Here is a 19,704-nt window from a genome sequence, read left to right as displayed (position 1 = left end):
TTTATTAGCTCAAAATTGTCAATATCTTAGATAGAAATTAGCCAGATTTGAAATATCTATATTGTATTAGCATCTTTCTGCTTTCTTGTGTTAGCCATGAAGAGAGGCAAGAAAATACTGTAAGTAGCCTAGACTATGACAAAGCTTATGAGTACATTGATGCAGGAAAAACGGATAGTTCCTTTTTCTTTTTCGATAAAGCGAGACAGGTGTTCTTGGATAATAAGGATAGTCTTGGAGTAGCCAAATGCCTTGTTAATATGGCAATTACATTAAAAGATCAAAATGATTTTTTTGGTGCCCAAGAAACTGCACTTCAGGCAGTTTCCTATATGAATACTAATGATCCCAAGCATTATATTTACTTAAGTACAAATTACAACAACTTAGGGGTTGCAAGTAGTAAACTTGGTCAGTATAAAACAGCATTATCTTTTTATGAGTTAGCGCTCAAATTTTCGAATGATTCGTCCAATACATTCAGTTATCAAAATAACATAGCGATTTGTTATCAAAATATTAATCAGTACAATACAGCGATTGAAATATATAATAGTCTACTTGGAAAAACAAAAAACAGCCCAAAACGCTATGCGAGAATATTATCTAATTTGGCAAGAACTAAATGGCTCCAGAATTCAAGGTATCCCGCCGAAAATGAGCTGTTAAAAGCTATGACTATTAGGAGGAGAGAAAAAGATCTTTGGGGATTAAATGCAAGTTACGTACACTTAACCGATTTTTATACTAAAAATAGCCCTAATACTGCACTATTATATGCAGAGAAAATGTATGAGGTTGCTAAGGAATTAAAAAGTGCTGATGATCAAATTTATGCCTTAGGTAAACTCGTTGAGCTAACTCCCTCAAATCTGGCCAAAAAATATTTTAGTATTTACCAGCACATGGCTGATAGTGTCCAGAAAGCCCGCGCCGCTGCCAAAAACCAATTTGCTTTGATCCGTTATGAAGTCGAAAAAAACAAAACCGAGAACCTGAGACTCGAAAAGGAGAATGCCCAAAAACAATATCGCCTGACCAGGCAACGTGTGATAACCGGGGCCAGTATATTTTTGCTTTTGTTAGTTGTAGGAGGTGGAACATTTTGGTACAAGCGCCGCAAGCAACGGCTTGAACTCGAAGCGCAGAATCGTGTCAAAGAAACCCAACTTCACCTTTCTAAGAAGATACATGATGTTGTGGCCAATGGTATCTATCGCGTGATGACCGAAATCGAATATAAAGATGACATCGATCGGGAAGGAATGCTCGATAAGCTGGAGCATATGTACAATCAGTCGCGCGATATCTCACATGATGTCGAACAGAAGACCATTACCGAGATTCCCTTTAGCGAACAGATTGCTTCATTGCTCAAATCATTCGCTGCTGATCACCGTCGTGTACTCATTGCCGGGAACGAGGCCGGGCAGTGGACTCATGTCAGCAAACGAATCAAAGACGAGATCAAGCATGTGCTTCAGGAATTGATGGTCAATATGAAAAAACATAGCCAGGCCGATCAGGTCGTGGTACGTTTCGAAACATCAGGAGAACAACTGAAAATAGTGTATAAAGATAATGGCATTGGCATGCCACAGGAAAAAACTCAAGGAAAAGGATTGTCCAATACGGTTTCCCGTATTGAAAGCCTCGGCGGTGAAATTATCTTTGTCAGTGAACTGGGAAAAGGACTCAGCGTTACGACCAATATCCCACTAGTATAAAAGATAATAATGTATGTTTAAAAAAGTACTCATTGCCGAAGACCATGATACAGAAAATGTTGCGGTGCAAATAACACTTCGCGATCTTGGTGTGAACCACCCCAAGTATGTTTATTATTGTGATCATGCACTCACCTGGATCAAGAATGCCATCCGCGATGGTGAGCCCTATGATTTACTCATTACGGATATTGAATTTGAGGATGACGGTAATTTCCAGGAGATCAAGGATGGTCTAGCATTGATCAAAGCTGTTAAGGAGATTCAGCCAGACATCAAAACCATTATTTTTACAGGTAAGGATAGATCCGTAACGATCAACGAAATGTTTAAGGCCGGTCAGATCGATGGCCACGTAATTAAAGCACGTCGTGGCGGGCAACATCTTCGGGAAGCGATCCAGGCCGTTTATCAGAATAGGATCTATCAGTCTCCGGATACAAAAAAAATTATTCAAGAGCAAAATTCACATGAGTTTACCCAACTAGATTTGCACATCATTAAGCTATTATACGAGGGGATTGCCCAAAAAGATATGCCCCAATATCTGCAGCAAAGAGATATCAAACCATCAAGTCTGAGTAGTATTGAGAAACGGCTCAATCTGATGAAAGATATATTAGGCTTCACCAAAAATGAGCAGTTAGTCGCTTATTGCAAAGAGATGGAATTGATATAAACCTATTGTTACGGGAAACCGTATGAGAGGACCATCTTACGACATTAATTTTGTGAAGACAAGCAATCAGGTTGTAGATTAAAGTATTTTATGCATTCAAGATACTTATTGCTATATGTTAACCAATTCGATGAAAAGGAAAGGCTATCTTAAGATAGCCTTTATTTGTTTTTATCCTATTCCATGAACTCCAGTCTAGCGAATGCCTACATCTTAATCGGATTTGTTTGATCACTTTCATTCCTTATTGATGACTTGTGGGGATGGTCATTCGCAATAGGAGTGCAATAACACAAAAGAGAATTAAACTATTGAAAATATCATCGTTTTGGGAGATGTAGTCGTAACCGAATAAAAAGGCTATAGTTATTGTGAATACAAACAAAAACGATGGCCAGGATATCGACTGAACCGTAGGAACATTTGAACTCATTTTATCAAGATCTAATTTTGGTTGTAATGACATGTTAAATATACTGAAACTGTAGAGAAGTCTTTCTTTCAAGTATTGTTTTTGTGTTAAGTTTTACGCAGAGACTAAATCAACCAATTCCTAACCGCACCTTTACGGGAAACCGTAATATCTGCTTTGCGGGATTTGATACTTTTGGATCGATAAATCAACAAATATCAGCAAAAGTCATTTAACCATATTTAACTGAACACACTATGCACACAGATCAATTGATCCAAGATACGCTCTCCGATAGTAGAGTGATCTATGAACGTGTTAGGCAAGAACTTTCTAAAGCCCGAACCGAAGTCTTGATAGCGATGGCCTGGTTTACCGATAATGAACTGTTCGCAACAGTTCAAGGATGCCTGGATCGACATGTAAAAGTTTCTATTATTATATCCGATCAACCGGATAATGAAAAGCTTGATTTTGCGCTCTTGGAAAAGCAGGGCGCAGAGGTGACCAAGGTCAAAAATGTTGGTTGGGGGATCATGAATCAGAAGTTCTGCGTGATCGACCAAGCTGTAGCTATTACAGGTTCTTATAATTGGAGCAACAATTCCAAAAGCAATAATCATGTAAGCGTTATCGTCACCAATTATCCAAAGACTATCGCTGAGCTCACTGATACTTTTCATGGGATACGGACGCGAGCCATAAGGATCAATAACGGTGAATCATTGGAAGATATTATAGCATCTGAACAAATAGAAACACCTATGCAGCTTAAACCCGAAAACCATACTCTCCGGTATACTATGTCTTCAGGAGGAGAACTCAATTTCCAACAGCAGTCCTTGAAAGAATTCAAAGATGTGCTGGACAATATCATTGCCTCTGAAGTAGGAGCCTTTGATAAGGATCTGGTCAAGCAGAGTGGCTATAACCGCGCCAAAGAAAACAATGGCGACCATCAGATTCTTCACCAGGCCATGGATAGTCTGTACTCCAATTTCATCAATGAAATTGAAGTTATCGCAGAAAAGAAAGATCGTTTGAAGGTGCGCATTGACGAACAACAGAAAGTGAGTTCGACCAATATGGAATTTCGTACTGAGCAGGAAATTGAAAAGATTAAGGGCAATGCAACGGTAGACAAGCAAAATCTCGATTCGGATATCAATACTTTGACCGCAAAAATTGAAGAGAAACGTCTTCAAATTACCTCTAATAACAATACGAGAATCCCCTTTATCGAAAGTAAGATCATTGCCTTGAAGCAAAAGATCAAAGAATTGGAAGTTGAGTTTGTAAAGCCTGCAATCAATAAACCTATTATGTCAATCCTAGCAGCTACGACTTTATTACTTGCCCTGTATATATTTGTTTTTTACTCCTCTGTGGCCTATATCTTTATTTTCTCAAAAGAAGAGATTAATGAGATGATGCTGCTAGGCTCAGCAAATACACAATCGCCCGAAGTCTTTAATCCACATGCTATTACTAAGATAGGGGAGAAAGGGATTGGCGGTATCTTATTTCTCTTTTTGTTTGTCGCTATTCCGTTGGCATTGGGTATGTACAAAGTTTTTAAAGATCTTTTTGATGTCAGTGAAAATAAGGAAGTCCAGCAACATGGTATTATTCAGAAGATCAAAATGGCCTTCGTGAACCATTTGGGCATTATTCTCATCCTCGTTGTTGATATTTTTATTGCCTATAAAGTGTCAAAAAATATCAATGATATAGAGTTGTTGACTAACAAGACAGATCAGCGTCTGTCACTGTTAAATGTACTTGGAGATAGTAACTTTTGGCTAGTATTTATTCTTGGTGCGCTTGGCGTATTTCTATTTGGATTCTTTTTCGAAAAATTAATGAGTCAGGTCAACGAACGTAATCTTTCTTTTCAACAGCAGAAGACCAAGCATATTGTCGAGAGCCACCAGAAAGAGATCAATGAATACCAGGAGCAGATCAATAAAATTCAATTGGAGAATGATACCATACAAGCTGAACTATTTGCGCTGCAAGTGAGCAAAGATGAAAAGATAGGTCAGATCCAACAGCTCCCTATTCAGCAGAACGAGCGGGTAGGTGTCCTGCAACATCAGCTGCTCACTTTTAAAGAAAGGATTAGTAATATCGGACAGATTTACAAGAGCCAAATTGACAATGACAAGTTGCCTATTTCCAAAGCGGAGATGGAAAACCGTGTCAATATCTATATGGAAGGCTGGAGCAAATATCTATACGAGGTGTATGCAATTTTAAAGGCCGAGACCAAAACCCGTGAGGCTGTAGGTGAATGCGAAACTTGGCTTTCCAATTTAGGGCTACAGTCTGATATTAAACATGAACTTCTTGAAGATATTGCAGCATTTAATAATTAACCGTTATCCCAATGAAAATACCTTATATTTTATCATTTTTTGTCCTGTCCTTATCAGCCGCTTGCCGGAATGATGATGCTAATAAACAGCAGGTTATGCTGAAGGACTATAATATTATTATCGCACCAGACCTTTCCAATAGGATCAACACACATTTATATCCAAAACCAATCCACGATACTGTTTTGATCCGGGAAGTTATCAGCCATAGTGATGAGCTATTAAAGCTCCATAATCGGAGTTCTGGTCAATTAGATGTTTATAAACTTGATTTTATCAATCGTGGAATATTAAATACCTCATCATTCGATCCGAAGCGGATGACTATTGATTTTAATCGGTTTTCCAATAATCAGTTAGATAGGGTCAGCTATATTCGCAAAGGGCTTAAAAGCGATGTAAAGGCGTTTTCAAATGAGGTAAATCGGGTCTATGATTATGCATTGAAAAATCAGTCCGGGGCGGATGTCTGGAATTATTTTAACGAAACGATCAAGAGTTCATTGGTAGACGTTTCACCAAAACGAATAAATGGGGATAGTAAGATCATTGTGGATAAGAAAAATACCAATGTCCTGCTTCTTCTGACTGACGGTTATATCGAAAGTACAAACAAGGGTAGAGGTTATCGTCTTGGATCAGAACTTGTGACCAAAATTCGAAAAGATTACAATGCGAGCGGTAAGCGAGACTTAGCCGCTTTTATACAATCCGATTCCACCTATGCAATCAATAGAACTGATTTTAACCTCAAAGACGTGAACATCTTTATTGCTGAACTTGTTGACCGTTCATTGGATCCAAGCGGTGCAGCCAAAGAACAGCCTACTGATTTTCAGATTATCAAGGTTATCTGGGAGAAGTGGCTTAAAGATAGTGGCTGTGCCAATGTTAAGGTTATTCAGGCTGTGAATACAAAAGAACAGTTTTATCAGGAGTTTAAACAATTCCTCAAAACGTTATAGGCAGATGAAAAAGTGGGTAAATGTAATGATCAAACTGGGCATAATCGCCCTGTTTTTTCTGCTTGTTTTTTTAATGAGCTGCACGCAATCCGAGCAAACTTTCCGGTCTTTCGGTTTTTTGGAAAAAAGCAATCTTCCTTACTCGGATGCGGTACGGGTATATAAAGTAGTTGATGGAGATACCTTCTGGATAAAAAGCAGAGCTGGAAAAAATGTAAAGATCAGACTGATCGGTATCGATGCTCCTGAGGATCGAAATGCTTTTCACAAAAAGAAGCATCCTTTTGGGATAACATCCAAACGCTATCTCGATAGCTTGATTCTGCATAAGGAGATCCGATTAGAATATGATGTGGATTCACTGGACCGTTATGGACGGACTCTCGCATACGCTTATCTTAACGATACATTCATCAATGCTGAGCTGATCAAAAATGGATATGCATTATTAATGACAGTGCCACCCAATGTGCGGTATGAATCCCAGTTTGTCGAAGGACAGCGTTATGCCCGCTCAAATCGCTTGGGTCTTTGGAATGTATACGATAATCCTAAACTAGACTGAGTATTCAATCGTTGGCTCATTAGATCGGTCTGTTATATCAATATAACAGACCGATTTTGTTTTTAGCGAAATTATAAGTTCAGGACTTTGTGACGAAGGGTTAGCTTGGCCAGTTCTGGCTTAGATGGGCATTCCATATTTTTTTCATCATAATCTCAAATATGACCTGCTCTTTTTTTGATACCAGTTTAGGTTCTTTACCCTTGTGTTTTTTGATCAATATTTGGTCAGGTAGGGCCAGGATATTAGTGATTTGCGTGTAGGCGAGCTTAGAAGAGGAATCCGAAGCAAAAAAGTACATTTTTTTGTTTGTCATCACTATAGTCCCTCTTTTTATAAATTGATAACTTGAATAGCCCCGGTCTGAACGCAATTCAAACCAGTCGATATTGCTTTCCTCGTATAAGCATATTTCATTTTTTATAATCTCTTGATTTGTACCCAATTGCTGGAGAGGTTCTTTCTCGAGTTTCCAGTAGGAAAGAAGTTTATTGAGCATTTGTTTACTATAAGCCGGAAACTTGATGTTACGTATCTCTAGTGACTGCTCTAGCTCATGAAATTCACGGTATGATATTCGTTTTTTTGCGATAAATGGCTTGGCCAGTGAATCAACGAATTGTGTAGTCCTTTTATCTTTTATTCCTTTGAGTATGGTATCACCGATGTTAAAAAACTGAACTAATTTGTTGAAATGAGCGAAGTCGTTGTTATCCAACATAGAGTTTTTAAGTAGTTTAATGTATTCTCTATCGATCACATCAATGCCTAATTTTTGCCGATAATATGTTGCTGTATGATCGGCTATGAGTAACAAAGATTGTAAATGTTTAATGTTATCTAATTCAAATTCACTGATGATCCCATTTTTACAGCATTCATTGATATAGGTGATATAAAATTCCTCCATATTCAACCCGAAGCTTTTGTATACGTCGGTGCCATACTTTGATACGATCAGCTCCATGTCATGAATGCTGACCGATTCTATTGGTTTATTTGCAAAGAGGTTATTGATTTCAATTACACAATTCTCATCCGGCTCTTGCTTAAACCAACGTTGCAAGAGACTTTTCTTGATGAGCGGTTTCTTTTCAAATATTTCCTTATTCATATTGTCTGTATTCTTCATATATGGGATCATTCCAGTTACATACACCGCCATGCCAGGAGCAGGCCCCTCGACCTCGTGCGTTAGATGTAGTGCCATCACAGCATCTTGTCACATAGCCTATAATCCGCTTCCTTAAGGGATTGATTACATTATATAATCTTTGGGCAACGGTTGACCCAAGCTCCATCGCTCTGTTGAGATCGTTGACAGCTGCTTGTGGTTGCTTTAATTTTTGATAGCATACAGCTCTCCTGTAGTAATGGTCTGCGTCCTTATTGTGGGCTATCAAGTTATCCAGCTTTCCTAGCGCATCGCTATAATTGCCTTGTTTCATCAATAGATCAATCTGGTTGGATCGTAGGGTATTTCTTTTGTTGGATAGCTGATCTATTTCATCGCCAAACTTGGCAAATGTATTTGCACGATCAATCAGTCTGAGCGATCGATCTATATCTTTAGTTGGGGCTGCCAACAGTTTTAAATAATAGCTTAGACTATCCTTCCGGATAGCCTCATTCTTCTCCTCCAACGCTTTCTTTTGTCGTGCAGCTAGCTCCAGCTCTGCTTTTTCCTTTTCTTTTTGTAATTGGAAATGATGACTGGCAATACTAACAGGAATTGAAAAGACAATAAGAAGCAGCGTGATAAAGAGTTTTACCTTAGCGTCCAATTTTACCCGTAGCATGTTTTCCCATTTAGCTTCAGTTGGCGGAATAAAAAGCGAAGAGATTGAAGCCAAGATCAATCCAGTTAGCAGGTTGTTAGCGAATATAAAGGCAAACAACATAATGCAGCTGGACAAAACAATCTGCCACAAAGGGAACTTCTTTGCCTGCGTTTGGTCACTAGCTCCATGGAAGATATCTTTAAATATTTTCTTACCGGGTGATATCAGTCCACTTACATATCTTCTTTTCATGGTTTTTGGAAGTTATTTTTTCGTTGCGATTATGAGTTCGCTTGAGGTACTATAAAAAGATATATCGCTTAAGAGTCTTGCTCCCAAGCGATAGTTAAAGAATTATTATAATGAAAGCATGTACTATTCATAATTTTTCAGTGCATCTGTTATTTCTTGGCGGTAATTATAGATTTCATCCAGGGAAGTCAACAGTTTTTTGACACCTTTATCTTTCCCCTCATGAAATACTTCAAGATATTTATTTGTTGAGTTGAAGTGTAATCGGGCCAAGGGTTTGCGGTTATTGTCATCGAGTAAGATGCCAAAATAAGATTGCGTATCGCGAAAAGCTATGCGAGAGGCGGGGACATGCTCACGCAAGATCGCTTTTACGATCTGTGATCCCTCAATTTCCTCTTCTGTTGTAATTATTTTGATCTCGGTACTGATGTTATCGTCGATTGGCGGCACTTCAGCAGTCGCTTTTTGTGGTATCGTCTCATTGATACTAAGAGCAGTTTTCAATCTTGAGCTGATGGATTCATTAATAGATGATGAAAGTGCTTTCTTGGTATATTCCTTAAAAACAGCCATTCTAGAAGCGATCAGCGGCTTGTCGAAAAATCGGTTGACCAAAAGTTTGACTAGTTCATCAGATGGCTCCTGAAGTTCTTTTTCAAACTCTTTTCGGATCGCTTTGATATATTTTAGTCCTTCTGCGGAATCCAATATTCCCTCTAGGTGGTAACCATTCTTGGTAAACTTCTCCAGGATCTTGATGTTAGAATCTTTAAGATTGTTGAGATCCAGGGTAAAGAATGGTTTCTCATCCATGATATTCGGTTTTTCGAGATCAGCATAAAAATTATAGATATGTCCATTCGTCAATACGCCAAATCTTGCTTTTGAAACGTGAAAATAACGGTGCAACTGCGAATTGTGTGCGTCCGCAGTTTCCTTCCAATGCTTACATTCAATGATTAATATTGGTTCGTTATCTTTCTTAATGACATAGTCTACCTTTTCTCCCTTTTTGGTGCCGATATCGCATATAAATTCAGGTATTACTTCCGTAGGGTTGAATATATCATAGCCTAAAATTTGGATAAAAGGCATTACAAAAGCATTCTTAGTTGCTTCTTCCGTGCATATTTGATCTTTGAGGTTGCCTACACGTTGATGTAGCTGCTCCAGTTTGAGTCGTAGATCGTTTTCCATCATGTTAATAATATTTGATTATGACCAAAGTTAAAGAGAGCCCTTCTGAGAAATTTACGGGTTCCCGTAAATTGAAAATAGGTTAGTTATCAAGTTAATTGATTTAAGGCAAGAACAGTCAGCCTTTATGGGAAACCGTAAAAACAAGCTTCTGTGGTCATATAACTTTGTATCCAATTATTAACTGAAACAACTTAAATACAAAACTATGGCTTGGAATTTTAGAAGACGTGTAAAGATCATTCCCGGAGTACATCTGAATTTTAGTAAGAGCGGGATCTCAACCTCAATTGGTGTAAAGGGAGCAAGTATGACATTTGGGAGCTCAGGTACCTATTTAAATGCGGGAATACCTGCGTTGGGAATTTATAATAGACAAAAGATATCTGGTGGTGGCTCCCAGCCACATTCTCCAACAGTATTGCCTTCGTCCCCTGCGTTAGCACCCCCTATTTTTCCGATCGAAGAACAAAACCAGCATCGCGGAAATATTTTTAGTGCTGATATCCATGAAATAACGAGTCAGGATATGCAAGGTATAAAAGAGGCAATTCTACTTGCCAGGGAACAACGCCTATCCTTGGAAAAGGATCTCGCAGAGATCAATGCTGCGGTCAAATCCACTAAAAATAAAAAATTGATAAGCTATCTTTTGATTTATGGATTGATCAATAAATCTGTACCCGAGCGATTGAACAACGATCTTATTGCTCAACAGGAGGCGATCAATCAGACCCATGAACAAATAGAAGCATCTTATGTTGACCTGAAGGTCGATTTTGAAATTGAGCTACAACAGAAATATGATGCCTTGGTATCGAGCTTCCTTACGCTATCAAAGAGCCATAAGATCTGGGATGTGACAAGTGCCCACTATGAAGACCGTGTTGTTACCCGTTCATCAGCCAGTACTGTAGTTAGTAGGACAGACGTACGTTTTGGAATAAAGTCAATTCCTGAATTTAAGTCAGAAGTAAAGGCTTTGTATTTTCAGAATGCCAATGGGGCAGATCTTTATATCTATCCGAGTTTCATCATTATGTACAGTAAAACCAAGGAGTTTGCCATTATTGGTTTGGACGAAATTAGCCTTCAACAACATGCTGTACGCTTTACAGAAACACAAGGGGTGCCAGCTGATTCAAAGACGATTGATATGACTTGGGCTAAAGTCAATAAAGATGGTAGCAGAGATAAGAGATTCACTGGGAATTATCAAATACCAGTGGTACGCTATGGTGAAATCAAACTACGAACAGTCACAGGGGTCAATGAGGAATATGAATTTAGCAACTACGAAGCTACAGAGGCATTTGCGAATGCCTTTATGGAATATCAGCAATCTGTTAGACAATTGGTTCAATTATAGAGCACACATACTTAGTGTAAACTTTTAAAAATAAATACCATGCAACAAGAAAGGCAACGCGGCAACGCTGAAAGTTTCTCCAGGAAATCGGGAACTTTAATGAGTAAACAGTTTATTCCCATTGGAGAGGTCAAATCTTTAAAGATACAAGTCGTTGCACGTTATCGGCAAAATAATTTGTCTTTTATTTTTGTATTTATAAAAGAAATTAAAATTTAATCCCTAAAGTGGAACCTACAAAAAAACCATTTTTATGCTGTTGTATTACATCTTTAATGACACTACCCGTTTTAAAATATTGGACACCTATATTATAACTTAAAAATTTATTAACATTCCATGAAAGGGTGGTTATATATGCGGTGCCTATGTATCTTTTTTTTGAATTTAATGCGGATAAACTTAAAGAGCCACTTGGGCCATAGACCCCATCGTTCAGAGAATTTCGCCAGTTAAAAACTACGTCCATTGTCAATAGTATATTATTTGCAGGGTTCCAGTTTAGGTTCGGGTGAACCGATATTAGATTCGCCGGACCTGCCTGTGGATTCATTCCAAAATATCCACCATTTGGATACATTGCATTAAAAGTTCCAAGCTTGTTACTATACAGATTTTTGGTGCCTGTTATATAGTCGCTCTTTAGCTTTAATGATGGTAAACGTGTGCTGTATTTAAATATGTAACCAATTTCGGAAGAAATTGCTAAGGCACTGATCGTACCGGAACCAAATGTCCCAAACTGATACCCGGCCTCAAAGTTATAACCAAATCCAATTTTATTCCTCCAAAAACGCATACCTAGCGTATGGCGTATTTCCTCTGCAATACCTGCGTCGAACTTTGCATTTTTGCGGTTGATCCCAAGGTAATAAAGATCAAAATTCCCACTTTTTGGAGAAATATAAGTGTTGTAAATCCCCCAAAGATTAGGTTTGCGAGTAGAGGAATTGTCAAAAATACCTGTATTTACAATACCATCTGCCATAACAAATGCATCAATCTTTAGGTTAGGTGATTTATAAGCTATCTTTGCGCCGTCAAAGTACAACCGAAGGTTAGGACCTTCTCTTGCATCTATCAGACGCCCACTTCCGTAACGCAGTTCCTGTCGACCTAATCGGACAACGAGTGATTCATCTACTTTTCTATACGGGATAAAATCTATAAAAAGGTTCTGTACATTAAGCTTATCCTCATCAATGCGGCGTGGGCCAGTCGTACGACCATCTTCTAAACCACTGCGCAATTGACCAAATATACGAAGTCGCTCGCCGATATGGAAGTCAGTGTGTAACTGGTATCGCTGTAAGAAAAAAACATCTTGCCCAACATTCATTTCTCCCCAGTCTTCATTCATCGCATAATTCATTTCTCCTCGGACTTCACCCCCTAATGAAAGATAAAATTGTCTGTCTTCTGAAAGTTGAATATATTTTATTTTATTGTAAAAAGTTTTTGCACTATCTTTCAATCGTGAATAATCTTCATCATAACGCATCAGCTGAAAGTTCTGTCCTGTAGCAAGTTTTGTTGTTAACAACATACCCAACACTAAGATAAGATTTAGTCTCATGTACGCAATCTTTGAAGCTAGTAGAGGATTTTTCATTATAAAACCGTTCAGGTTTATATTTCCATAAAATTTTCCTGATGATTTTTTAAACACGCTTTTATTTTATGTGTATCACCTACGAGCCATATAATATCATCAGCCAATATCATTTCTGACGAACTTGGGTTTAGAATACGGCTTTCATTTCTTTCAATGCCCACCACATGACTATGCAAATCTTTTTGGATGCCGGAACCTTTTATTGTTTTATTACAATACGGGTTGGTTTCGGAAAGTTGAATTTTAGTAAGCTTAATATCATTAATATCAATATTCTCTTCTTTCTCTTTTGTGATATCTTTCTGATCAAAAACAAGTTTTAACTGAGAAATCTGTTCGTCCGTACCCAAAACCCCCACTTTGTCATTGGGTAATATCCGTTGCTTTCCATTAGGCAGATGAACGGTTCTGTCATTTCTACGTATATACACTATATTAATCCCGAATTTCTCTTTCCACTTAAGCTCGTACAACGACATTCCTGCAAAAGAAATCGTATCGCCAGCTTCTAATTCCGTAACATATGCGTCCCATTTCTGGAAGTGTACACTGGTTTCTTTATTTTTTTTGTGTAGTGCTATGTTATCTTTATTTCGGAGATATTCAAGTTGTTCTCTTTCATTAAGATTCGATATGAATTGTTGTTCAATCCGTTGATGAATTTTCTGAATATTGCTAGAGAAAAACCAAAGCATTGTCACAATCAACGGAATTGATATCACCAATGCATATCTTGTTGTTGTAATCTGATCTATGAAAAAACCGATAAGTAATATTCCAGTAAGAAACCTGATGACATGAAGTGAAATACCCATTAGCGAATAGTTCAGGTAGTATGAATTGATGGTTTCACCACCCTCTTTTATAGTTATTTTTTTATTGAGAATAGCCCATAGAAAAGGTGACGCTAGCAGGGATGCCATACTTATCAGCAGGACATTTCGCCAAAGCAGGCTTTCTATTTGTATATTCAGAAACGGAATGAATAAATATTTAAATAATAGTGCAATGGCAATCAGTATAATGCTGTTAATGATAAGAATTTTGTTGTATTCATGTAAGGTTTTCTTCCAGAGAGGATTATCTTTGTTTTTCTGCGTTTCAGAAGTATAGGCATCCAATCGCATGATCCATGTCTGCGGAAGAGTTTTTACTATGATATTATACAATGGTTCTGAAAGTTTTATAAAATAGGGCGTAGTAAATGTGGTAATTGCCGACACGCCTACAGCTATCGGAAAAAGAAATTCCGAAATCACACCCAACGACAACCCCAGCGCAGCAACAATAAAGGCAAATTCTCCGATCTGAGCCATACTGGAACCTATTTGTACGGATTGTTTTAGCGGCTGGCCCGAAATCAGTGCACCTAATCCGCTAAAGAAAAATTTTCCTACTATAGTGAGCAGTGTGATAGCGAGTATAGGACCGGAATAGTTGTACATTGCATGCGGATCTATCATCATTCCTACGGATACGAAAAATATAGTTCCGAAAAATTGTTTGATTGGTTGAGTAAGATGTTCTATTTTCTCTGCCAATATAGTTTCGGCTATAAGGGAGCCCATTACAAAAGCTCCCAATTCAGCTGAAAACCCGACCTGTGTTGCCAAAAGAACCATCCCAAAACAAAGCCCTATGGCAAGAATAAGGACCGTTTCTTCATCCATCCATTTTTTTGTCTTTTTTATAAATACAGGAAGTAAATAAATACCGACCAAAAACCATAGAATCATAAAAAAGGCAAGTTTAAATACTGTAAAAAGTATTTCCGAGCCTTGAAACTCCTGCGTAAGGGCTACTGTAGATAGCAATACCATCAAGAGGATGACAATGATATCTTCCACAACTAATACACCAAAAACTACTCTGGCAAATTGTTTGGATTTCAAACCAAGCTCGTCAAAAGCTTTTAAAATAATGGTTGTGGAAGAGCTAGCTAGCATCCCTGCAAGAAATAGGCTGTCCATCTTGTTCCAGCCTAATAAATAGCCAGTAAGATAGCCACCCAGACCCACGAATAATATTTCAACAACCGCAGTAATAGATGCAGAACCACCTACTTTTACAAGTTTTTTAAAACTGAACTCTAAACCTAAACCGAACAATAGCATGATCACGCCAATCTCGGCAAACGTATCCATATTTTCTTGATCAACGATTGTAGGCAAGTAATGAAAATGTGGACCGACCAAAAATCCGGCAATAATGTATCCGAGCACGAGTGGCTGTTTAATGCGTTTAAAAAGGATGGTAACCAGAGCACCCACCAGAAGTATCAGTGCCATATCTTGTATTAATTCGGGTAGATGAGCCATATTAAATTTTTTTACGATAACAGTTAAACGGTTGACAATTCTGTTAAGATGCCAATTTTACCTTTGAGTATTTTCGATATGGGACAGTTTTCTGCAACTCTTTGCAGTCTTTGCTGTAATTCTACATTCGGTAGTTCACGAAATATAATCTTTCGTTCAATGTAGGTTACTGTTTCCTTATCTTCTATTTTTTGGAACAGGTTAGCCTCAACTTCTATTTCGGAAATAGGCAAATCTTTATGGTCAATATACATTCTGAGTGTTGCCAATGTACATCCTGCCAATGACGATAGTAATAATGTAAATGGATCGGGGCCAAGATCCTTTCCGTTCAATTTTTCAGGTTCATCAGTAATCAGAATACCATTCCTCCAAAGAATAACTGTTTTGTACTTTTGGACGCCTATAGTTCCTTTTATCGGATTTTCCAATATATATTTCATTACAAATGATTAAAGTTTCTTTTTTAACCACACATCTGAGTATTTTTCAGGATGGCGTTTGAATTGCGCCAGAACGTATGGGCAAAGCGGTATAATTCTCAGAATATTTTCCTGAGCATAACTTACTAGTTGATTGAGTAATAACTTTGCAAATCCCCTACCTTCGTACTCATCATTTACTTCTGTATGATAAACTCTAAGCTTTCCATCTGCAACAGAAATGTCCATTTTTCCTGCTTTTTTGTCATCTGAAAACAATTGGACTTCACCATAAATACCATTTTCTTTAAAAACTACTTTTGTATTTTCCATATTCAAAATTACTCGGTTCTATTTTTTTACTTAATTCTCAAAACAGGCACTTTGCTAACCAGATCAATAAGTTCCATTGTGAATGAGTTCTCGACTTTCTAAACGGACGTTCTTTAGAATTATATACTTTTGATAAAGTTCTCACCCATACTCCAGCATGAATACATAATTTAGATTGCTGGAGGATGGTAATATTATTCTTCTGAAGGGCGTATAGCACCATTAAATGTTTTATTACCAGTTCGTTCATTCTTCATTTTTGAATTTATTTAGGTGAATGACTTGCCCTACCACTGATAAATTTTTGAAAGATCGGCATCGTTGGCTAAGCTTATCTTTGGTATATTGTCCTTGATTTCGACAATAAATTCGGAAATGAGTTTTACGCTGTTAAAATCAATGGGGTACCCTTCTATCATATGGCGTTTTATTTGCTCTTTTAATTGTTGTTTGTTCAAATATGTGGCGCCTGTCTGTATAAAATCTTCAACAGTTAAAACCTCACCGATCTTTTTTGTCTTTTTAAGTGTGTAAAGGTCGATCAACATATTTCTTAAGGTGAATTTTCCATTCGATGCTAATCTAATTTGGTTATCAAGGTAAAAAGCGTAGAGAAATCCACGTCTGTATGGAAGAACTCCATAATTTGCATAATCCGTCCAATACTTTGCGGAAATTGAATCATTATGCACATTTTTGACCTTGCTTCTATAATGTGGATTTAGGGTTTTCTCATTGAGATAATGCAGAAAATCCTCCTTATCGTAAATTTTGCTATTTGCCAAGTTAATGATTGCTGTATAATCGTTAAATCCTTCACCAAACCATTGATTATCGAAACTATCGTTGCCTAACATTATTTTCATCCCTATCCAGGTGTGAGCGGTTTCATGTGCTGTAACTAATTTTTCCCATGTGCCAAATTTTGTCCCGAGCTTCATGACAAAACCGTTTTTCATTCCAAAACCACCAGCACCTATATTTTTTTGGTTGTTTTGAAGTGCAGTTGCGGCTAAAAAGTAGAAAGGAAAATCAGTGTCGTTCCAGAATCTGTGGACACTTGGAAAGTAGTACTCAAAAAAAGGATTAAGATTTCCCTGTAGGTCGTTTTCGTATTTATCTACCTTCGTGGTTACACAGTAGTAGCGGATCCCCATGACATTGTATTCTTTCACATCTATATTATCTCCCATAACAAAGTATACCATTTCTGAAAAGTTTGCATAATCGTCTGCAAGTTTTGTCGATGGATTAGTTTGAGATGGGAGGATGGAATTGAAATAGGTGAAGTTTCCGGGATATTTACGCCATCTAAAGGACACTAATGGATTACTTTTATCGGTTACTTCTAGAGTAAATTGCTTATTGACTAGCGTCAGCATTCCTTTGGTAATAACAGGTCTAAAAAGTTCCGTTTGAGATGCCAAAGTTGGCTTATCAACGTTAAGTGAACCGACTATTTCATACCTGATTCGATGTTTTTTTGCCCCCTTATGATATACGGTGATTCGTCGGTTCACTTCGTCTATTCTGACTGATTCCGGTTCTGTAGCGCGAAAATTTCTGATTACATTAAAAATATCTGTCTGGCCGCCAAAGCTAGGATCTCCGAATGTAAATACAGTACTGTCTTTTTGAGATGCTGAATACGTTAGTTCCACATTTAATATAGAGGATCGTCCATCCCAGTTTAGCAAATAGTCCATGAATGGCTTTTTTTGAGCATAAGAATAGAAATAAAAAGTTAAAAGAATAGCTAATATTAAATTGTATTTTTTCATCTTTCTAAATTTTGTGGTAACATAACGATCAATCAACCGATTTTGGACTCTTTTTTCATTTTTATTATGTTATAAGAGTTTTATATTGAATGCTTCTAATTTTGCGTTAGCCTTAGCAGGACCATCTGTACGTATATTTCCAGATTGCACCATTACAAAATCAATATGGCAACGTCTAATTTGGATAATAGGAAGCAGGCGGTCTATAGTTAAAACTATTTATACCAGATCTTCAACTTTATTATTATTGCTCCGGTGGAGTTGTTGCAAGTAGCTGCCATTCCCACGCTAAAGCGACACCGCTTCCACCGCCATGGTCAAACAGAATAGGGCCTAACTGAGATGCGGAATCGGTACGAGCCCAATCGCGTTGCCATTCTGAAACAACTGCTAGCCAGTTGATTGGTACGATTCCCGCCTGAACCATTCTGCGCACAGCCATATCATGAGCCTCGACACTAACACTGCCACACGCATCTGTAACAACAAATACATCATAACCTTCTCCCAAAGCTTGAATTGCAGGCATTGCAACACAAACCTCTGTCCAAAGTCCAGCTATAATTAATTGCTTGCGACCACTGTCTTTTACTATATCAGTAACAGCCGGATCTTCCCAGGTATTGATGAAAGTCCTGTTAATAGGTTTTTGTTCCGGGTATACATCTTGAATACCTTTAATGATATAGCCCCCTCTTTCTTCGATGACGGTAGTAAGTATGGTCGGTACATTAAATACTTTTGTAGCTTTAGCAAGGCCTATTACATTGTTAATAATCATTGTAGGTTCATGGCTATGCAAATTTGCAACCTGAAAAGGCTGATGATCAATGAGCACTACGATACTGTCTTCCGGCCGAAGTAGACCTTGAAGACCAATTTTTGGTGATTTTTCCATTTTCTTTTTGATTTGATAATATATACCTCAAAGATGCATCTAAATAGAAACGGAAAACGTAGACTAATGTCTATAAATTGCAAAACAAAGGTAATCGAGATTATTATACGTAGACCCTGTGGTAAAATGAACAGTATTTGATAAGTAAAAGCGGCTTAACCTCGGTTATATATTTGGATTAAGAATAGATTCAAAAAAATCGTTGTTTTATAATTTTATTACGTATTCTACTTAAGGTGTCTTTTGTAATTCCAAGATAAGACGCGATAACGTGCTGTGGGAAACGATCAACAAAATAAGGGTAATTATCAATAAAGTATTTAAAATGGATTTCTGCTGTAAAACTAATTGAATAGGTAATTCTTCTTTGTGTAGCAATGGTATTTAATTCATCAAGTCTCAAGAATAATTCATTAAATGCGGGACATTGACTGCGCAATTTTATTGAATTTTCTTTAGAAATGAGTAGTACTTCACAATGTTCCCAAGCATCTATGGAATAAATACTGGGGGTTCCCATAGCAAAGCTTTCCCGATCACAAACCCACCAATTTTCAATATATAAATTAACTATATGTTCAATACCTTTTTCATCTGTATAATACTGGCGCATAGATCCTTTTGTAATAAATGCAATGTGTTTAGAGATTTCACCTTCTTCTAAAAGGTATTGCTTTTTTCTTACCCTCCTAGGAGTAAAATAACTTATGAAGACCTTAAAATCTTCTTCAGAAATTACAGTATATTTATTAACGTAATGAAATAGTGGGTGCATACGGCTGAAGTGATATTTTATGGAATTTATTGATTTGATGTAAACAAAATTATATCAAATGCATAAAAGAACCGTAGACAAATGTCTAAGAAAATAAAAATAGACGAGATACTTAGTTGTTTATTTCAGTTTACTTTCAGGGTGATAAGAAGCACATTGCAATCCTCGCATGCTTCAATATGACACTTACCAGTGGTACGTATTACTAACCCATTTTCTTTATATAAACTGATA

General features: G+C 37.4%; 17 protein-coding genes. 6 read left to right on the top strand and 11 right to left on the bottom strand.

Translation table 11 applies throughout. From position 1 onward, the window contains the following. Nucleotides 1-47 precede the first annotated feature (47 nt). The 5 genes from HX021_RS13770 (at nt 48) to HX021_RS13750 (ending at nt 6,726) form a co-directional block, all read left to right on the top strand. Nucleotides 48-1,727, top strand: a complete 1,680-nt coding sequence (locus HX021_RS13770; RefSeq protein ID WP_286590979.1) for a tetratricopeptide repeat-containing sensor histidine kinase — start codon at nt 48-50, stop codon at nt 1,725-1,727. Nucleotides 1,728-1,740: 13 nt separating this feature from the next. Beyond that, nucleotides 1,741-2,406, top strand: coding sequence for a response regulator (locus tag HX021_RS13765; protein ID WP_286590978.1), 666 nt, complete (start codon nt 1,741-1,743; stop codon nt 2,404-2,406). A gap of 669 nt (nt 2,407-3,075) precedes the next feature. Continuing rightward, nucleotides 3,076-5,196, top strand: coding sequence for a phospholipase D-like domain-containing protein (locus tag HX021_RS13760; RefSeq protein WP_286590977.1), 2,121 nt, complete (start codon nt 3,076-3,078; stop codon nt 5,194-5,196). Between the two features lie 11 nt (nt 5,197-5,207). Beyond that, nucleotides 5,208-6,161 carry a hypothetical protein gene (locus HX021_RS13755; RefSeq protein ID WP_286590976.1) on the top strand — a complete coding sequence of 318 codons (954 nt, stop codon included), beginning with the start codon at nt 5,208-5,210 and terminating at the stop codon, nt 6,159-6,161. A gap of 4 nt (nt 6,162-6,165) precedes the next feature. Continuing rightward, on the top strand, nt 6,166-6,726 hold the full coding sequence (locus tag HX021_RS13750; protein ID WP_286590975.1) for a thermonuclease family protein: 561 nt from the start codon (nt 6,166-6,168) through the stop codon (nt 6,724-6,726). Between the two features lie 100 nt (nt 6,727-6,826). Here HX021_RS13750 and HX021_RS13745 read toward each other — a convergent pair whose 3' ends face one another. The 3 genes from HX021_RS13745 to HX021_RS13735 all read right to left on the bottom strand — a co-directional run bounded on the left by HX021_RS13745 (nt 6,827) and on the right by HX021_RS13735 (nt 9,962). After that, on the bottom strand, nt 6,827-7,936 hold the full coding sequence (locus HX021_RS13745) for a hypothetical protein (RefSeq protein WP_286590974.1): 1,110 nt from the start codon (nt 7,934-7,936) through the stop codon (nt 6,827-6,829). Beyond that, complete coding sequence (locus HX021_RS13740; protein WP_286590973.1) at nt 7,833-8,759, bottom strand: tetratricopeptide repeat protein; 927 nt, start codon at nt 8,757-8,759, stop codon at nt 7,833-7,835. The genes HX021_RS13745 and HX021_RS13740 overlap by 104 nt, the downstream gene beginning before the upstream one ends. 123 nt (nt 8,760-8,882) lie before the next feature. After that, nucleotides 8,883-9,962 carry a type I restriction endonuclease gene (locus tag HX021_RS13735; protein WP_286590972.1) on the bottom strand — a complete coding sequence of 360 codons (1,080 nt, stop codon included), beginning with the start codon at nt 9,960-9,962 and terminating at the stop codon, nt 8,883-8,885. Nucleotides 9,963-10,167: 205 nt separating this feature from the next. On the opposite strand from HX021_RS13735, the gene HX021_RS13730 reads away from it, so the two are divergent. Then, complete coding sequence (locus HX021_RS13730; RefSeq protein WP_286590971.1) at nt 10,168-11,328, top strand: DUF4236 domain-containing protein; 1,161 nt, start codon at nt 10,168-10,170, stop codon at nt 11,326-11,328. Nucleotides 11,329-11,536: 208 nt separating this feature from the next. Here the strand turns inward: HX021_RS13730 and HX021_RS13725 are convergent, their stop codons facing one another. From HX021_RS13725 to HX021_RS13695, 8 genes are all read right to left on the bottom strand, one after another. Then, nucleotides 11,537-12,940, bottom strand: a complete 1,404-nt coding sequence (locus HX021_RS13725) for an alginate export family protein (protein ID WP_286590970.1) — start codon at nt 12,938-12,940, stop codon at nt 11,537-11,539. A 17-nt stretch (nt 12,941-12,957) separates the two neighbouring features. Continuing rightward, nucleotides 12,958-15,261: a cation:proton antiporter domain-containing protein gene (locus tag HX021_RS13720; RefSeq protein WP_286590969.1), complete on the bottom strand. Its 2,304-nt coding sequence runs from the start codon at nt 15,259-15,261 to the stop codon at nt 12,958-12,960. A 23-nt stretch (nt 15,262-15,284) separates the two neighbouring features. After that, nucleotides 15,285-15,704, bottom strand: a complete 420-nt coding sequence (locus HX021_RS13715; protein WP_286590968.1) for an OsmC family protein — start codon at nt 15,702-15,704, stop codon at nt 15,285-15,287. A gap of 9 nt (nt 15,705-15,713) precedes the next feature. Continuing rightward, entirely contained in the window at nt 15,714-16,016 is a 303-nt protein-coding gene (locus tag HX021_RS13710) for a GNAT family N-acetyltransferase (protein WP_286590967.1), read from the bottom strand. 37 nt (nt 16,017-16,053) lie between these two features. Continuing rightward, nucleotides 16,054-16,239 carry a (4Fe-4S)-binding protein gene (locus tag HX021_RS21710; RefSeq protein WP_353621039.1) on the bottom strand — a complete coding sequence of 62 codons (186 nt, stop codon included), beginning with the start codon at nt 16,237-16,239 and terminating at the stop codon, nt 16,054-16,056. 64 nt (nt 16,240-16,303) lie between these two features. Then, entirely contained in the window at nt 16,304-17,797 is a 1,494-nt protein-coding gene (locus HX021_RS13705) for a gluzincin family metallopeptidase (RefSeq protein WP_286590966.1), read from the bottom strand. Nucleotides 17,798-18,041: 244 nt separating this feature from the next. Next, nucleotides 18,042-18,695 carry a hydrolase gene (locus HX021_RS13700; RefSeq protein WP_172393543.1) on the bottom strand — a complete coding sequence of 218 codons (654 nt, stop codon included), beginning with the start codon at nt 18,693-18,695 and terminating at the stop codon, nt 18,042-18,044. 190 nt (nt 18,696-18,885) lie between these two features. Then, nucleotides 18,886-19,470, bottom strand: a complete 585-nt coding sequence (locus HX021_RS13695) for a Crp/Fnr family transcriptional regulator (RefSeq protein WP_286590965.1) — start codon at nt 19,468-19,470, stop codon at nt 18,886-18,888. Nucleotides 19,471-19,704: the final 234 nt, after the last annotated feature.

The sequence above is a fragment of the Sphingobacterium sp. N143 genome (assembly GCF_030325625.1).
Lineage (GTDB): Bacteria > Bacteroidota > Bacteroidia > Sphingobacteriales > Sphingobacteriaceae > Sphingobacterium.
The sequence above is the reverse complement of the archived record's forward strand: the minus strand, read 5'-3'. Positions and strand labels throughout refer to the sequence as shown.

Bases quoted from the DNA above. Each gene is read 5' to 3' on its own strand.
- HX021_RS13765 (WP_286590978.1), top strand. From the start codon at position 1,741: ATGTTTAAAAAAGTACTCATTGCCGAAGACCATGATACAGAAAATGTT.
- HX021_RS13760 (WP_286590977.1), top strand. From the start codon at position 3,076: ATGCACACAGATCAATTGATCCAAGATACGCTCTCCGATAGTAGAGTG.
- HX021_RS13755 (WP_286590976.1), top strand. From the start codon at position 5,208: ATGAAAATACCTTATATTTTATCATTTTTTGTCCTGTCCTTATCAGCC.
- HX021_RS13750 (WP_286590975.1), top strand. From the start codon at position 6,166: ATGAAAAAGTGGGTAAATGTAATGATCAAACTGGGCATAATCGCCCTG.
- HX021_RS13745 (WP_286590974.1), bottom strand. From the start codon at position 7,936: ATGGCACTACATCTAACGCACGAGGTCGAGGGGCCTGCTCCTGGCATG.
- HX021_RS13740 (WP_286590973.1), bottom strand. From the start codon at position 8,759: ATGAAAAGAAGATATGTAAGTGGACTGATATCACCCGGTAAGAAAATA.
- HX021_RS13735 (WP_286590972.1), bottom strand. From the start codon at position 9,962: ATGATGGAAAACGATCTACGACTCAAACTGGAGCAGCTACATCAACGT.
- HX021_RS13730 (WP_286590971.1), top strand. From the start codon at position 10,168: ATGGCTTGGAATTTTAGAAGACGTGTAAAGATCATTCCCGGAGTACAT.
- HX021_RS13725 (WP_286590970.1), bottom strand. From the start codon at position 12,940: ATGAAAAATCCTCTACTAGCTTCAAAGATTGCGTACATGAGACTAAAT.
- HX021_RS13720 (WP_286590969.1), bottom strand. From the start codon at position 15,261: ATGGCTCATCTACCCGAATTAATACAAGATATGGCACTGATACTTCTG.
- HX021_RS13715 (WP_286590968.1), bottom strand. From the start codon at position 15,704: ATGAAATATATATTGGAAAATCCGATAAAAGGAACTATAGGCGTCCAA.
- HX021_RS13710 (WP_286590967.1), bottom strand. From the start codon at position 16,016: ATGGAAAATACAAAAGTAGTTTTTAAAGAAAATGGTATTTATGGTGAA.
- HX021_RS21710 (WP_353621039.1), bottom strand. From the start codon at position 16,239: ATGGTGCTATACGCCCTTCAGAAGAATAATATTACCATCCTCCAGCAA.
- HX021_RS13705 (WP_286590966.1), bottom strand. From the start codon at position 17,797: ATGAAAAAATACAATTTAATATTAGCTATTCTTTTAACTTTTTATTTC.
- HX021_RS13700 (WP_172393543.1), bottom strand. From the start codon at position 18,695: ATGGAAAAATCACCAAAAATTGGTCTTCAAGGTCTACTTCGGCCGGAA.
- HX021_RS13695 (WP_286590965.1), bottom strand. From the start codon at position 19,470: ATGCACCCACTATTTCATTACGTTAATAAATATACTGTAATTTCTGAA.